At 71.5% G+C, this 15,055-nt stretch carries 14 protein-coding genes and 1 tRNA gene; 12 read left to right on the forward strand and 3 right to left on the reverse strand.

Annotation, left to right across the window (positions count from 1 at the left end; all coding sequences use genetic code 11):
* Positions 1–3 precede the first annotated feature (3 nt).
* Positions 4–1,251 carry a hypothetical protein gene (locus ACQRWP_RS31915; protein WP_430499890.1) on the reverse strand — a complete coding sequence of 416 codons (1,248 nt, stop codon included), beginning with the start codon at positions 1,249–1,251 and terminating at the stop codon, positions 4–6.
* A gap of 129 nt (positions 1,252–1,380) precedes the next feature.
* Between ACQRWP_RS31915 and ACQRWP_RS31920 the strand changes: the two genes are divergently transcribed.
* The 6 genes from ACQRWP_RS31920 to ACQRWP_RS31945 all read left to right on the forward strand — a co-directional run bounded on the left by ACQRWP_RS31920 (position 1,381) and on the right by ACQRWP_RS31945 (position 7,412).
* Positions 1,381–2,280, forward strand: a complete 900-nt coding sequence (locus tag ACQRWP_RS31920; RefSeq protein ID WP_430499891.1) for a TatD family hydrolase — start codon at positions 1,381–1,383, stop codon at positions 2,278–2,280.
* Positions 2,281–2,326: 46 nt separating this feature from the next.
* A complete protein-coding gene (rsmA, locus tag ACQRWP_RS31925; protein WP_430499892.1) occupies positions 2,327–3,196 on the forward strand; it encodes a 16S rRNA (adenine(1518)-N(6)/adenine(1519)-N(6))-dimethyltransferase RsmA in 870 nt (289 codons plus the stop codon).
* Positions 3,197–3,282: 86 nt separating this feature from the next.
* On the forward strand, positions 3,283–4,230 hold the full coding sequence (locus ACQRWP_RS31930) for a 4-(cytidine 5'-diphospho)-2-C-methyl-D-erythritol kinase (protein WP_430499893.1): 948 nt from the start codon (positions 3,283–3,285) through the stop codon (positions 4,228–4,230).
* Between the two features lie 120 nt (positions 4,231–4,350).
* Positions 4,351–6,156 carry an ABC-F family ATP-binding cassette domain-containing protein gene (locus ACQRWP_RS31935; RefSeq protein WP_430499894.1) on the forward strand — a complete coding sequence of 602 codons (1,806 nt, stop codon included), beginning with the start codon at positions 4,351–4,353 and terminating at the stop codon, positions 6,154–6,156.
* A 100-nt stretch (positions 6,157–6,256) separates the two neighbouring features.
* Entirely contained in the window at positions 6,257–6,712 is a 456-nt protein-coding gene (locus tag ACQRWP_RS31940) for a DUF4383 domain-containing protein (protein WP_091394646.1), read from the forward strand.
* A 223-nt stretch (positions 6,713–6,935) separates the two neighbouring features.
* A complete protein-coding gene (locus ACQRWP_RS31945) occupies positions 6,936–7,412 on the forward strand; it encodes a DUF4383 domain-containing protein (RefSeq protein WP_430499895.1) in 477 nt (158 codons plus the stop codon).
* A 6-nt stretch (positions 7,413–7,418) separates the two neighbouring features.
* Here ACQRWP_RS31945 and ACQRWP_RS31950 read toward each other — a convergent pair whose 3' ends face one another.
* Together ACQRWP_RS31950 and ACQRWP_RS31955 are read right to left on the reverse strand one after the other, a co-directional pair.
* Positions 7,419–8,120 (reverse strand): TetR family transcriptional regulator, encoded by a 702-nt coding sequence (locus ACQRWP_RS31950; protein WP_430499896.1) that lies wholly within the window; start codon positions 8,118–8,120, stop codon positions 7,419–7,421.
* A gap of 224 nt (positions 8,121–8,344) precedes the next feature.
* On the reverse strand, positions 8,345–9,310 hold the full coding sequence (locus tag ACQRWP_RS31955; RefSeq protein ID WP_238680455.1) for an acyl-CoA desaturase: 966 nt from the start codon (positions 9,308–9,310) through the stop codon (positions 8,345–8,347).
* A 313-nt stretch (positions 9,311–9,623) separates the two neighbouring features.
* Here ACQRWP_RS31955 and ACQRWP_RS31960 point away from each other — a divergent pair.
* The 6 genes from ACQRWP_RS31960 to ACQRWP_RS31985 all read left to right on the forward strand — a co-directional run bounded on the left by ACQRWP_RS31960 (position 9,624) and on the right by ACQRWP_RS31985 (position 15,047).
* A tRNA-Gln gene (locus ACQRWP_RS31960) sits at positions 9,624–9,695 on the forward strand.
* Positions 9,696–9,805: 110 nt separating this feature from the next.
* Complete coding sequence (gene glmU / locus ACQRWP_RS31965; RefSeq protein ID WP_430499897.1) at positions 9,806–11,338, forward strand: bifunctional UDP-N-acetylglucosamine diphosphorylase/glucosamine-1-phosphate N-acetyltransferase GlmU; 1,533 nt, start codon at positions 9,806–9,808, stop codon at positions 11,336–11,338.
* 58 nt (positions 11,339–11,396) lie between these two features.
* On the forward strand, positions 11,397–12,377 hold the full coding sequence (locus tag ACQRWP_RS31970) for a ribose-phosphate diphosphokinase (protein ID WP_030329105.1): 981 nt from the start codon (positions 11,397–11,399) through the stop codon (positions 12,375–12,377).
* Between the two features lie 332 nt (positions 12,378–12,709).
* Positions 12,710–13,399, forward strand: a complete 690-nt coding sequence (locus tag ACQRWP_RS31975) for a 50S ribosomal protein L25/general stress protein Ctc (RefSeq protein WP_430499898.1) — start codon at positions 12,710–12,712, stop codon at positions 13,397–13,399.
* Between the two features lie 94 nt (positions 13,400–13,493).
* Positions 13,494–14,084 carry an aminoacyl-tRNA hydrolase gene (pth, locus tag ACQRWP_RS31980; protein WP_410820214.1) on the forward strand — a complete coding sequence of 197 codons (591 nt, stop codon included), beginning with the start codon at positions 13,494–13,496 and terminating at the stop codon, positions 14,082–14,084.
* A 132-nt stretch (positions 14,085–14,216) separates the two neighbouring features.
* On the forward strand, positions 14,217–15,047 hold the full coding sequence (locus tag ACQRWP_RS31985) for a 3'(2'),5'-bisphosphate nucleotidase CysQ (protein ID WP_430499899.1): 831 nt from the start codon (positions 14,217–14,219) through the stop codon (positions 15,045–15,047).
* Positions 15,048–15,055 lie beyond the last annotated feature (8 nt).

Consider the following 15,055-nt stretch of genomic DNA (forward strand, 5'->3'; position numbering starts at 1 on the left):
CCGTCACATCGCGTACCGGGTGTCCATCACCTGGTCGTCGGTCACCTCGGCGCCGGGCGCCCAGGCCTCGTAGACGCCACGTTCCTGACACTGCGCGCCGGTCGTGACCACGGTGTCCGGGTTCGGGTAGCGCAGGCGCACCCGCAGCCAGCCGGCCTCCTCCCGCAGCACCAGGCACGGCACCCCCCGCCACTGGGCGAACCGGACCCGGCGGGCCACCGCGTCCACCGGGTAACGGGCCGCCCGGGTCATCGCCAGCACTCGGAACCCACCGGGTAGGTCGGCGACCGCCTCGTACTCGCTGTCGCCGTACATGCCGACCAGCTGGGTGGAGCGGGGGGCGTCGCCGTTCGGCACGTACTCCTGGTCCGGGGAGAGGCCCGGCACCGCGGCCAGCAGGTGCCGCCACTGCGGGCCCACCATCCGCAGCCACCCGCGCTGCTCGGCCTGGTAGGTGTACAGCACCACCTCCACCCCCTCGGCCGGGTACGCGATGAGGGCGGCGTTCGCCGGCATCGGCAGGTCGGCGAAGTCCCGGGTGATGAACTCCGGGATGAGCTGACCATTGCTGGGCACGAAGCCGGTGCCGAGCACCGGGGCGCCGAGCCGGTCCCGGGAGGCCAGCGCGGTCAGGCCGCGGTGTGCAAGGCCCACCGGCACGTCATAGTCACCCGGGTCGGACGCGCGCCAGCGCAGCGCGTACGCGACGTCCGGGCCGTCCCGGCCAGCGTCGCCATCCGTACGCAGCACCGTCGTCGTCGCCGGCGTACGCAGGTGCGCCACATCGTGCTCGCGGTAGCAGAAGCCGTGCGGCAGCCAACCCCGTACGAAGCCGGCGAGCTGCTGGGCCGAGAGCACCTTCATCATCCGGGTGCCCCGCCGGACCACCGCCGACGCGCGCGCCACCGCCAGCATCGGGTCGCCCGCCGCCGCCGGCTGCTGGCTGAGCTGGTGCAGGTACGCCCAACCCCGCTCGCGGTGGGCGGGCATCAGCAGCGGCGTCTCCGGCTCGTCGGCCGGCTCCGTCGCCCCGTGCACCGCGGTCACCTCGGTGACGTGCACGAACCGGCGCCACGGCAGGGCGCTACCCGGGCGGGGCGCCCACTCGAAGCCGGCCACCTCGTCGGCGCTGAACAATTCGTACGCGGCGCCTCGGGCAATCTCCTCGGCCGGGTACACGCCGCCGTCGAACGCCACGTGCAGTCCGGTCCGTTCGCCGGCGCTGCCGCCGGCCTGGGGGGTGACGCTCACGCCGTCGCCTCCCTGCTCGGTGGGATGAGGTTCGCACGCTGTCGCGTCCGTTCGTGAGCGACCGTAGAGTCGCGCGGCGTAGTCGAGGTGAACGTCGGGTGGCGGGCAGATGGACAGGCCCGGTGTGTGATGCTGTCGCTGATGAGCGAGCCCACTGAATCCCGCCGCGAGCGTGCCGCCCGGCGGGCCGGAGAGTTTCCGCCCGCCCCCGAGTCGTTGCCCCGGGCGGTGCTGGACAGCCACACCCACCTGGACATCACGGTCAGCGAGGCCGGTGTGCCCGGCGGCGGGCCGGCCGACGACCCGGTCGCCGTGGCCATCGCGTTGGCCACGAAGGTCGGCGTGGACCGGCTGGTCCAGGTGGGCGTGGACGTCGCCTCCTCCCGGTGGGGCGCGGACACTGCCGACCGGTACCCCGCCGTGCTGGCCACCGTGGCGCTGCACCCCAACGAGGCACCCCGGCTCGGCGACCTCGACGAGGCGTTGCGGGAGATCGAGTCACTCGCCGCCCGCGACCGGGTCCGGGGGATCGGCGAGACCGGAATGGACTTCTTCCGGACCGGCGACGAGGGGCGCGCCGCGCAGGAGCAGAGTTTCCGGGCGCACATCGCCATCGCCAAGCGGTACGGCAAGACGCTGGTCATCCACGACCGCGACGCGCACACCGACGTGCTGCGGATCCTCGACGACGAGGGCGCTCCCGACCGGGTGGTGCTGCACTGCTTCTCCGGCGACGCCGACTTCGCCCGCGAGTGCGTCCGCCGCGGCTACCTGCTGAGCTTCGCCGGCACCGTCACCTTCGGCAGCGCGACGGCGCTGCGCGAGGCCGCCGCGCTCACCCCGGTGGATCAGATGCTGGTGGAGACCGACGCCCCGTACCTCACCCCGATGCCGTACCGCGGCCGGCCGAACGCGTCGTACCTGATCCCGCTCACCGTCCGCGCGCTCGCCGCGACCACCGGCAGCGACCTGGACGAGCTGTGCGCGGCCATCTCCGCCACCGGCGACCGGGCCTTCGGCCCATGGTGAGCCCGGCCCGACGGTCGGCACCGACCCCGTCGCTACGCTGCCAGCCATGACCGGTCTCCTCGGCCCGGCGGAGATCCGGGAACTCGCCGCCCGGCTGGGCGTCGCGCCCACCAAGAAGCTGGGCCAGAACTTCGTGCACGACCCGAACACCGTGCGCCGGATCGTGACCGCCGCCGGCCTGACCCCCGACGACGTGGCCCTGGAGGTGGGGCCCGGGCTCGGTTCGCTGACCCTGGGGCTGCTGCCGGTCGCCGGGCACGTGCACGCCGTGGAGATCGACCCGGTGCTCGCCGGGGCGCTCCCGGAGACCGCCGCGCGGCACGCCGGGGCTGACGCCGCCCGGCTCACCGTGCACCGCGCGGACGCGTTGCGTATCGCCGCCGCCGAGCTGGCCGACCCGGCACCGACCGCGCTGGTGGCGAACCTGCCCTACAACGTCGCCGTGCCCGTGGTGCTGCACCTGCTCGCCGTGCTGCCCACCCTGCGACACGGCCTGGTGATGGTGCAGAAGGAGGTCGCCGACCGGCTCGTCGCCGGTCCCGGCTCCAAGGTGTACGGCATTCCGTCGGTGAAGCTCGCCTGGTACGCCCAGGCCCGGGGCGCCGGCAAGGTGCCGCCGAACGTGTTCTGGCCGGTGCCCAACGTCGACTCCGGCCTGGTCTCCTTCACCTGCCACGAGCCGCCCCGCACCGACGTACCGCGGGAGCGGGTCTTCGCCGTGGTGGATGCGGCGTTCGCGCAGCGGCGCAAGACGCTGCGGGCCGCGCTGGCCGGCTGGGCCGGTGGCGCGGACCGGGCCGCCGCGGCGCTCACCGCCGCCGGCGTCGACCCCGGCGCCCGCGGGGAGTCACTGACCGTCGAGCAGTTCGCCGCCATCGCCGCGTCGGCTCCGGTCGGTACGCCGGCCGGGAAGTAGGCTGACGCCGTGCCCGCCCAGGACGCTGAGGAGCTGATCGTGGCCAAGCCGTTCGACATCCGTCTGCGCGTGCGGGACATCACCCCGTGACCGAGGCCTGGCGACCGGACGACGACGAGCGGCGCGGGGCCGTCGGCCCGGTGCGGGTACGGGTGCCCGCGAAGGTCAACCTGCACCTCGGGGTGGGCCCGCTGCGCCGGGACGGCTACCACGAGCTGAACACGATCTACCACGCCATCTCGATCTACGACGAGCTGACCGCCCGACGGGGCGACACCCTCGCCCTGACCATGGAGGGTGAGGGCACCGGCGAGCTGGCCCTGGACGACACCAACCTGGTGATCCGCGCCGCGCATGCCCTCGCCGGGTACGCGGGGGTGCTGCCGCACGCCCGACTGCACCTGCGCAAGCAGATCCCACTCGCCGGCGGGTTGGCCGGTGGCAGCGCCGACGCGGCCGCCGCGCTGGTGGCCTGCGACGCGCTCTGGGGCACCGGGCTGTCCCGCGACGAGTTGGCCGGCATCGCCGCCGACCTCGGCTCTGACGTGCCGTTCCTGATCTACGGTGGCACCGCGCTGGGCACCGGCCGGGGTGAGGCGATCAGCCCGGTGCTGGCCCGCCCCACCTCCTGGCACTGGGTGGTGGCGATCGCCGACGTCGGCCTGTCCACCCCGGCCGCGTACCGGGAGCTGGATCGGCTCCGCGACTCCGGTGCCGCCGGCGCACCGCTGGGCAGCACCGACGCCCTGCTGGGCGCGCTGCGCCAGCGTGACCCCCGGGTGCTCGCTCGTACGCTCGGCAACGACCTCCAGGACGCCGCGCTGGCCATGCGCCCGGCGCTGGCCGACACGCTCAAGGCCGGCGAGGCGGCCGGCGCGCTCACCGGCATCGTCTCCGGCTCCGGCCCGACCTGCGTGTTTCTCGCCGCCAACGCGGCCGACGCGGAACGGATCGCCGCCGAGCTGACCGCCGCGGGTGTCTGCCGGGAGGCGCGGGTCGCGCACGGTCCGGTAGCTGGCGCCCGCGTCGGCTGACGACGCATTCCACCGGAGCTGCTGGCGCGCGGCGCGGGCGTTCGGGGCATCCGCGTACCCTTGGGACAGGCGTCCAGGTGCCCGCCGGCACCGGGACGCCTTGATCATGAAGGGTGGAACGTGGCGAACATCGTCAATCTGGACCGGGTGTCCAAGGGGTACGGCGCCGCCGGGCGGCTGCTCACGGACGTCTCGCTCGGCCTGGACGACGCCGACCGGATCGGCGTGGTCGGCCTCAACGGCGCCGGCAAGTCCACCCTGCTGCGGCTGCTCACCAAGCAGGAGGACCCCGACGACGGTCGGGTGACCCACCGCCGTGACCTGCGTGTGCTCTGGCTGCCGCAGCAGCTCACCCTCGCTCCCGAAGCCACCGTCCGGGACGTGGTGCTCGGCACCGCCTGGCTCGCCGAGGGCATGGGCGCCGAGCACGAGTGGGCCGGCGACTCCGGGGTGCGGGCCATCCTCGACGGCCTCGGCATGCCGCACCTCGGCCTCGACCAGCCGGTCGGCCCGATGTCCGGTGGCGAACGCCGCCGGGTGGCGCTCGCCGCGCTGCTCGTCCGGGACTCCGACCTGCTCATCCTCGACGAGCCCACCAACCACCTGGACGTCGGCGGGGTCGACTGGCTGGCCCGGCACCTGGTCGGCCGCAAGGGCGCCCTGGTCGTGGTCACCCACGACCGGTGGTTCCTGGACGCGGTCTGCACCAACACCTGGGAGGTCGCCGACCAGACCGTTCGCGCCTACGAGGGTGGCTTCGCCGCCTGGACCCTCGCCCGCGCCGAGCGCGAGCGGGTCGCCGCCGCCACCGAGGCCCGCCGGCAGAACCTGCTCCGCAAGGAGATCGCCTGGCTGCGTCGTGGCCCGCCCGCGCGGACCTCCAAGCCGCAGTTCCGCATCGACGCCGCGAACGCGTTGATCGCCGACGTGCCGCCGGCGCGCGACACCATGTCGTTGCAGCGCATGGCCACCTCCCGGCTGGGCAAGCAGGTGTACGACCTGGAGAACGTCGAGCTGCACGCCGGCCCGAAGGAGATCCTTCGCGACGTCACCTGGCTGGTCGGCCCCGGCGACCGGATCGCCATCCTCGGTGCCAACGGCGCCGGCAAGACCACGCTGCTGCGGATGCTCGCCGGCATCACCCGCCCCGATGGTGGCCGCCTCGGCACCGGCTCCACCGTGCGGCCCGCGTTCCTCTCCCAGGAGCTCACCGAGCTGCCCGGGCACCTGCGGGTGCTGGAGGCGGTGGAGGAGGTCGCCCGCCGGGTTCAGCTCGGCGACCGGGAGGTCTCCGCCGCGCAGCTCGCCGAGGTGTTCGGCTTCGACGACCGCCGCCTCTGGACCCCGGTCAGTGACCTCTCCGGTGGGGAACGCCGCCGGTTGCAGATGCTGCGGCTGCTGGCCGGCGAGCCCAACGTGCTGCTCTTCGACGAGCCCACCAACGACCTGGACACGGACACCCTCGCCTCGCTGGAGGACCTGCTCGACTCGTGGCCCGGCACGATCATCGTGGCCAGCCACGACCGGTACCTGATCGAGCGGGTCACCGACACGGCGTACGGGATGTTCGGCGACGGCCGGCTGGTGCACCTGCCGGGCGGTGTGGACGAGTACCTCGCGCGGACCGCCGAGCGGGCCGGCTCTCCTCGGGCGGGCGTCACCTCGACCTCCGCACCCGCTGCCCCCTCGGGAGGTGGCATGTCCGCCGCGGAGGTCCGTCAGGCCCGCAAGGAGCTGACCCGGCTGGAGCGGCAACTCAGCAAGCTCGACCAGCGCGAGACCACGCTGCTCGATCAGCTCGCGGCGGACGCCACCGACTACGCCCGGGTCGCCGAGTTGGACACCCAGCTCAAGGATCTGCGCGCCGAACGGGAGCGGATCGAGGAGAGCTGGATGACCCTCGCCGAGGACCTGCCCGAGAGCTGACCGGTCGGGCGCGCCGGCCCGGGCCCCGTGTGCGGCGTCACACCACCACATGCGAGACAATCGTCGGCGACACCTACCCCACGGCGTTGGAGACACAGACATGGCACACACCCCCGTCAACCACCCCGCGCGGCCGATCTACCGGGCGATCGGCGGGCTGACCGGTCTGTACCTGGTCGTCTTCGGTGTGCTCGGCATCATCGCTAGCACCGGCAACGAGATCCTCGCCCAGGACGACACCCGCGTCCTCGGCCAGGGCACCAACCTCGGATTCTCGCTGCTCAGCGTGCTGCTCGGGATCGTCGTACTGGTCGGCACCGCGCTCGGCCGCAACATCGACGTAGCGATCAACCAGTGGCTGGCGTACAGCCTCATGGTGGTCAGCCTGGCCGGTCTCGCGTTCATCCGGACCGACGCCAACATCTTCAACTTCAGCATCACCACAGTGGTCGTGGTGATGACGGCCGCCCTGGTGCTGCTCATGGTCGGCATGTACGGCAAGGTCGGCACGGAGGATGAGGCGGAGGCGTTCCAGAAGGCTCGGCTCGTTCTCTGAGCTTCCTCTTGGTGGTTGCGGCCGCTGGTTGCGGCCGTGGGTTTTCGCCGGAGCCCGAGCTGCTCCGGGCGGTCAGGCTTGATCCCTGCGCAGCTCGGGCTCCGGCGAAAACCTGACCTGGTCCAGCCTTTCGGCGGACCCCGTCGGCTTTGTGGTTCTTCGGACAGTTGGGTCTGGCCTGGGCGACAATTCCCCTGAAACGGTCACATCAGGGGGTCTGGGCATGCCGCATTTTCCGGTCAACCATCCGGCACGGCCGCTCTACCGGGTCCTCTCCGGGCTGATCGGCGTCTACATCCTGGTCTTCGGCGTCTGGGGCGTCGCCGAGACGATCGGGGATCCGCTCTTTGCCCGCAGCAGCACCTGGGCCCTCGGGCTCCGGACCAACCTGGCCTTCTCGCTCGCCTCGGTGATCTTCGGGGTCGTCTTGATCATCGGGGCCTCACGGCGCACCAACCTCGGCCACTACATGAACCTCACCGCTGGCGTGGTGTTCCTGGTGACCAGCATCCTGATGATGTCGGTGCTGCAGACCGGAGCGAACTTTCTCAACTTCTCGATGTCGACAGTGGTCGTGTCGATGCTGTTCGGCCTGATCCTGCTCGGCACCGGCCTCTACGACAAGGTCGGCCCACCGGAATCCGCCGAGGCGGAGTTGGAGCACCGCAAGCACCCGGTGGCCGACGTACACCGCAGCTGATCGGGGTCAGGTCCGCCGCGCGGTAATCAGCGTCGGCTTCGCCTCCAGGTGCGACAACCCGTTCCAGGCCAGGTTGACGAGGTGCGCCGCCACCGTCTCCTTGCGCGGCTTACGCACCTCCAACCACCAGCGGCCGGTCAACGCCACCATGCCGACCAGCGCCTGCGAGTACAGCTCGGCGAGCTTCGGGTCGTACCCGCGGCTCTTGTACTCGGCGCCCAGGATGTGCTCGACCTGGTGCGCCACGTCGTTCATGACGCTGCTGAAGGTGGCCGTGCCGGACATCAGCGGCGACTCGCGGACCAGCACCCGGAAACCGCTGGTCTCCTCCTCGATGTAGGTCAGCAGGGCGAGCGCCGCCTGTTCCAGCAGCTCCCGCGGATGCCCGGCGGTCAACGCCGTGGTGATCCGGTCCAACAGGGCCCGGACCTCCCGGTCCACCACCACCGCGTAGAGCCCTTCCTTGCCACCGAAGTGCTCGTACACCACCGGCTTGGAGACCTTGGCGCGGGACGCCACCTCCTCGATGGAGGTGGCGTCGAAACCGCGCTCCGCGAAGAGTTGCCGGCCGGTCGCGATCAACTGCTCCCGGCGTTGGGCGGCCGACATGCGGACCCGGGAAGGGGCTTTGGCCTTCGGTGCCGCCGCCGTCGGCGTCGCCCGTCGGCCGCCGACAGCTGCCGCCGCGTCGTCGCTGACCTCAGGCATGTCGCCGCCTCGCTGGCGCTCGGTGACGCCCTGCCGTGGAATGGTGCCTCCGCTGTGCCCGTTCACGTCGTCGCCTCACTGTCGGGCGGTCCGAGCACCCTGACGCGCCGTTCGACCGTACCCGGATCGGGCTCGGCCCCCCGTCCGCCGAGCCGCCCGGTCCCCCCGCATGGCTCGATCACCCGGCCATCCTGCCAGGCGGCATCGTCGTGCACCGCCCGGTTTCAGCGGGGTGCGACCGGCTTCACCAGCTTGGCGGCGAGGCGCTCGGGCTTTGGCCAGCGCACCTGCGTTGCCGCGCCGACCTTCTCGAACAACCAGATCACCCGGGCGGAGATGTCCACCTGACCGCGCAACACGCCGTGTCGGGCGCTGGTCGGGTCGGCGTGGTGCAGGTTGTGCCAGCTCTCGCCGAACGACAGGATCGCCAGCGGCCAGAAGTTCGACGCGCGGTCGCCCTGGCGCATCGCGAACGGACGCTCACCGTAGACGTGGCACACCGAGTTGATCGCCCAGGTGACGTGGTGCAGAAGGCCGATCCGGACCAGCCCGGCCCAGAAGAACGCGGTCAGCGCGCCCTGCCATGACCAGGTCACCAGGCCGCCGATCAGCGCCGGGCCGAGCAGCGAGATGGCCACCAGCGCGGGGAAGAGTCGATCGACCCGGCTGATGTCCCGGTCGGCGATGAGGTCCGGTGCGAAACGACCGCGGTTGGACAGCTCCCGGCGGAACAGCCAGCCCACGTGTGCGTGGAACAGGCCCCGGGTCAACGCCCAGAAGCTGGTGCCGAAGCGCCACGGCGAGTGCGGGTCACCCTCCAGGTCGGAGAACGCGTGGTGGCGCCGGTGGTCGGCGACCCACTGAATGATCTCGCCCTGCACCGCCAGCGAACCCGCGACCGCCAGAGTCACCCGCAGCCACCGCTTGGCCTTGAACGAGCCGTGCGTGAAGTAGCGGTGGAAGCCGACGGTGATGCCGAGCCCGGAGACGACGTACCAGACCAGGCCGATGATCACGTCAGACCAGCCCAACCAGCCGCCCCACGCCACCGGCACGGCGACCAGTAGAGCGACGAAGGGGATCACCACGAAGGCCCAGAGGGCGGCCAGGATGCCGGGGGACTGGCTGCCGTCGGTGAGTGGTTTGGGGCCGGGTCCGGCGGTGTTGGGATCGAGCAGAGCAGTGGACATGGGACCTCGCAGGGGGATGGTTACGATCACGAAGCTACGCCTACGTCACCGTAACTTACGGCACCGTAGATCGCACGGGGAAGTTTCGAATCGCCTTCGCGTAACTGCTCGAAGTAGCAGGTCAGTCGGCCCGGTGGCGGGTACCTGACTGGCCCGGGAAGCGGGCGGCCGAGGTGCGGGCCGACCACCCCAGGACTGTCGACGGCATCGATCGCTCGCCGTGCGGCGGGATGAGCGCTGGCGCCCGACGGCCGGGGCGCTAAGGTGTAGCGGCGGGATGTCCATCCCTCGTGCGACGTGCTCGCGTCGCTGATCGGCCGTGGTGTAATTGGCAACACCCGGGTCTTTGGTACCCGTATTTCAGGTTCGAACCCTGGCGGCCGAGCTGCCCACCTACGTCCGTTTTAGGATCCGGTGGGGGTAAGAGGGGAACGTGCCGGGCCTCGCGGCTAGCATGGCCGCGAGAGTGTCCGCCGTCCCGACGGGAGCCACGTCGTGCCCCAGCCCCACCTCCGTACCGTCGTCGTACTTGCCGCCGGTGAGGGCAAGCGGATGAAGTCGACACTGCCCAAGGTGCTGCACCCCCTGCTCGGTCGGACGCTCCTCGGTCACGTGCTGAGCGCCGCCGCCCCGTTGGGCGCCGACCGCACCGTCGTCGTGGTGGGGCACGGCGCCGACCAGGTGCGAGCGCACCTGTCCGAGGTCGCCCCGGACGCCACGCCGGTTCTCCAGGCCGAGCAGCTCGGCACCGGGCACGCCGTACGGATCGCGCTGGAGGCCGTACCGGACGGTGCCGGCACGGTCGTGGTGATCAACGGTGACGTGCCCCTGCTGCGCCCCGAGACGGTGGGCGCGCTGGTGACCGCCCACGAGGAGGCCGCCGCGGCGGCCACTGTGCTGGCCGCCGAGGTGCCCGACCCGACCGGCCTCGGGCGGATCGTCCGGGACGCCGACGGCCGCCTGGAGCAGATCGTCGAGGAACGCGACGCCGACACGAGGCAGCGCGCCATTCGGGAGATCAACGCCGGCATCTACGCGTTCGACGCGGTGCGGTTGCGCGAGGCGCTGGGCAAGCTCTCCACCGACAACGACCAGGGCGAGGAGTACCTGACCGACGTCTTCGGTCTGCTCCGTTCCGCCGGCGAGCCGGTGGCGGTGCACGTCGCCGTGGACCACGTCGAGACGTTGGGCTGCAACGACCGGGTGGAGCTGGCCACGCTGCGCCGGCTGCTGCGCGACCGGATCAACGAGGCGTGGATGCGCACCGGGGTGAGCCTGCTCGACCCCGCCACCACCTGGATCGACGTGACGGTCGCGCTGGACCGGGACGCGGTGGTCGACCAGAACACCCAGTTGCGCGGCGGCACCGTGGTCGGCGCGGGCGCGCTGATCGGGCCGGACGTCACCCTGATCGACACGATCGTCGGCCCCGCCGCGTCGGTGGTCCGCAGCCACGCCGTCGGCGCCGAGGTGGGCGCGGGCGCGACCGTCGGGCCGTACGCGTACCTCCGGCCGGCCGCCCAGTTGGCCGAGAAGGCGAAGGTCGGCACGTTCGTCGAGGTCAAGAACTCGCAGATCGGCGCCGGCGCGAAGGTGCCGCACCTGACGTACGTCGGCGACGCGACGATCGGCGAGCAGACCAACATCGGCGCCGCGTCGGTCTTCGTGAACTACGACGGGGTCAACAAGCACCGCACGGTGATCGGCAGCCACGCGCGGACCGGTGCGGACAACATGTTCGTGGCACCGGTCGAGGTGGGTGACGGGGCGTACACGGCAGCTGGTTCGGTGATCGTCGACGACGTGCCGGCAGGAGCGATGGGCGTCGCCCGGGCGCGCCAGCGCAACATCGAGGGCTGGGTGGTCAAGCGGCGCGCCGGCACTGCCGCGGCGGAGGCGGCGCAGCGGGCCCGCGACGCGAAGGGTGCGTCCGGTACGACTGGTGCCGCAAGCCACAGTGAGGCAATCCACGGGGCGACCGAGACGGTGGGCGGCGCATCCGGCGCGGGAGATACTGCAACCGAATAGTCCCCGACCCACCACCACCGGGTCGGGTACCGCCGACATAACGGGAGCAGACGGGCCCATGGGCAGCATCGTCGCCGAAAACCGCAAAAGCCTGATGCTCTTTTCCGGACGTGGCTTTCCGGAGTTGGCCAAGGAGATCGGCGAGGTGCTCGGCGTCGCGCCGACGCCGGCCGACGCGTACGAGTTCGCCAACGGCGAGATCTTCGTACGGTTCAAGGACTCGGTACGTGGTTCGGACGCCTTCGTGGTGCAGTCCGTCACGCACGGGGTGAACACCTGGGTCATGGAGACCCTGATCATGGTGGACGCGCTGAAGCGGGGGTCGGCCAAGCGGATCACCGTGGTGCTTCCGTTCTACCCGTACGCGCGCCAGGACAAGAAGCACCGTGGTCGGGAGCCGATCTCGGCCCGACTGGTGGCGGACCTGCTGAAGACCGCCGGCGCGAACCGCATCCTCACCGTGGACCTGCACACCGCGCAGATCCAGGGCTTCTTTGACGGCCCGGTGGACCACCTCTTCGCGATGGACATCCTGGCCGAGTACGTGGAGCACAAGTACGCCGGCCGGCCGATGACCGTGGTGGCGCCGGATTCGGGCCGGGTGCGGGTGGCCGAGCGGTGGACCGACCGGCTGGGCGGCTGCCCGCTGGCGTTCATCCACAAGACCCGTGACCCGATGAAGCCGAACCAGGTCGTGGCCAACCGGGTCGTCGGTGAGGTGGAGGGCCGGGTCTGCCTGATCGTCGACGACATGATCGACACCGGGGGCACCATCGCCAAGGCCGCCGACATCCTCAAGGAGTCGGGCGCGGCGGAGATCGTGGTCGCGTCCACCCACGCGCTGCTGTCCGACCCGGCGACCGAGCGACTGAAGAACAGCTCGATCAGCGAGATCGTGGTGACGAACACCCTGCCGCTCCCGCCGGAGAAGCAGCTGGACAAGCTCACCGTGCTGTCGATCGCGCCGCTGCTGGCGCGGGCGATCCGGGAGGTCTTCGACGACGGCTCGGTGACCACCCTCTTCGGTGGCCTGAGCTGATCCTGAGCCCCGTTTCCGCCACTCGACACGCTGGCGGGGCGGGGCTGGCAAACTGGTGGAAACGGGGCCGGCACGCTGGTGGGAGCACCACCGACGCGCCGGTCTTGAGCCGTGATCGGGGACTGCCGGAAACCCTGGAAACAGCTCGGGTAGACTGGTGCGGTTGCCACGGCGAGGGTGCCCGGCGGGCCGCTGAAAAGCGCCGCACGGAGGCACCGTCATCGACGCGGTGCTCCGGGCAGTCGTTCATGACGCATGAGCCCCAGCGAGCCCCTCGCCCCAGCACCGTTAGACGACAAGCCGCCGCAGCGAAAAGCATCAGGAGTTTCCCCGTGTCCGAGGTAAAGATCAGCGCCGAGCCCCGTACCGAGTTCGGCAAGGGTGGTGCCCGCCGTACCCGCCGGGCCGGCAAGGTGCCCGCCGTGCTGTACGGCCACGGCGAGAAGCCCAAGCACATCGCGCTGCCGTCGCGGGAGTTCGCCGCCGCGATCCGCAAGGGCGGTGCCAACCAGCTCTTCGCGATCGACATCACCGACGGCACCCAGGTGCTGGCGCTGCCGAAGGCGATCCAGCGTGACCCGATCCGCGACACCTTCGAGCACGTCGACCTGATCCTGGTCCGCCGGGGCGAGAAGGTCACCGTCGACGTTCCGGTCCAGCTGACCGGCGAGGCCGCCCGGGACACCCTGATCGTGCACGACCACGACACCCTCTCGGTGACCGCGGACGCCACCAAGGTTCCGGACCACCTCGACGCGTCGATCGAGGGCCTGGAGGCGGGCACCCAGGTGACCGCTGGTGACGTCGAGCTGCCGGCCGGCGTCGAGCTGGCCGTCGACTCGGAGCTGACCGTCGCGTCGATCACCGCCGCTCCGACCGCCGAGCAGCTCGAGGCGACGCTGCCCGAGGTCGAGACCGCCACCGACGAGGCCGAGGCCGAGGTCGGCGAGACCACCGAGGGCTCCGAGGGCGCGGACACCGAGGCGGCCGCCGAGGCCACCGAGGGGCGCACCGAGGCCTGATCGGTTCGTACTGTGCGACAGGCGTCCCCGAATGTTCGGGGGCGCCTGTCGGCATATCGGGAGTCGGTGGGATGGGCGTCGGAAGGGACGGGTCGTGACGGACGAGGCGGGGCCGTGGCTGGTGGTCGGCCTGGGCAACCCGGGTCGGGAGTACGCCGGCAACCGGCACAACGTCGGGTTCATGGTGGCCGAGCTGCTGGCCGGGCGGGTGAGTGCGCGGTTCGGGCGGCACAAGCGGGCGGTGGCCGAGGTGGCCGAGGCGCGGCTGGGGTTCGGTGGGCCGAAGCTGGTGCTGGTGAAGCCACTGACGTACATGAACCTGTCCGGCGGGCCGGTAGCGGCGTTGGCGCAGTTCTACAAGGTGCCGACGACGCAGGTGATCGCGGTGCATGACGAGCTGGACATCGACTTCGGTCAGGTGCGGATCAAGTTCGGCGGCGGCGAGGGCGGGCACAACGGCCTGCGCTCGATGTCGAAGTCATTGGGGACGAAGGACTACGCCCGGGTGCGGTTCGGCGTTGGCCGCCCGCCGGGGCGGCAGGATCCGGCGGATTACGTGCTGTCGGATTTTGGCGCGGCCGAGCGCAAGGAACTCGATTTCCTGGTGGACCGGGCCGCCGACGTGGTGGAGTCGGTGATCACCAAGGGCGTGGAGCCGACCCAGAACCTCTACCACGGCAGCTGAGCCGGGCGGGGCGTACCCGAATCGGAAACGGCGGGCCGGTAGTCTGCGCCTTTCAGCGTGCCGCGACCGGCGACGCGAGTCGCGGCGGATCGGCCCGTGCGGGCAGCGCGGCGAGGCGACGGGAGCGGACAGATGAGCAGTCCTCCGATGATCGATGGCGCGTTCGCCCGATGGTTGGCGTCCCGGGCCGGGCAGGCGCTGCTCGACCTGCGCACGGAGATGGGTTTCGCCGACGCCGGCGCGCTGAAGTCGGCCGGGGACAAGGTGTCGCACGACCTGATCCGCACGGAGTTGGCGAAGTGGCGTCCGGGTGACGCGGTGCTCTCCGAGGAGGACGAGGGGTCGCGGTTGGCCTGGGCCGCGGAGGTGAACACCGGAGCGGTGTCGCGGTTGAACGCGGACCGGGTGTGGATCGTTGACCCGTTGGACGGCACCCGGGAGTTCTCGGAGGAGGGCCGCTCGGACTGGGCGGTGCACGTGGCGCTCTGGGCACGCAACGCGCCGAGTCCGCACGGGCTGGTCGCCGGGGCGGTGGGGTTGCCGGCGCAGCAACGGGTGCTGGGCACGGACTACCCGCCGGCGTACCCGCCGATGACGGTGGAGGCGGCGACGGCCGGCGAGCGGAAGATCCGCCTGGCCGCGAGCCGGAGCCGGCCACCGGTTTTCCTGACCGATCTGGCCGAGGACGTCGGGGCCCACCTGGTGCCGATGGGCTCGGCCGGAGCGAAAATCGCCGCCGTGGTCACCGGCGAGGTGGACGCGTACATCCACGCAGGTGGGCAGTACGAGTGGGACTCGGCGGCCCCGATCGCTGTGGCGACGGCCACCGGACTGCACGCTTCCCGGATCGACGGTTCTGCGCTGAAATACAACGAGGCGGATCCGCGGCTGCCCGACCTCCTGGTCTGCCGCGAGGATCTCGCCACCCGGTTGCTTGCAGCGCTGCAAAAACATTCCGGGTAGCCTGAGCG

Source organism: Micromonospora trifolii (assembly GCF_050516465.1).
Lineage (GTDB): Bacteria > Actinomycetota > Actinomycetes > Mycobacteriales > Micromonosporaceae > Micromonospora > Micromonospora trifolii.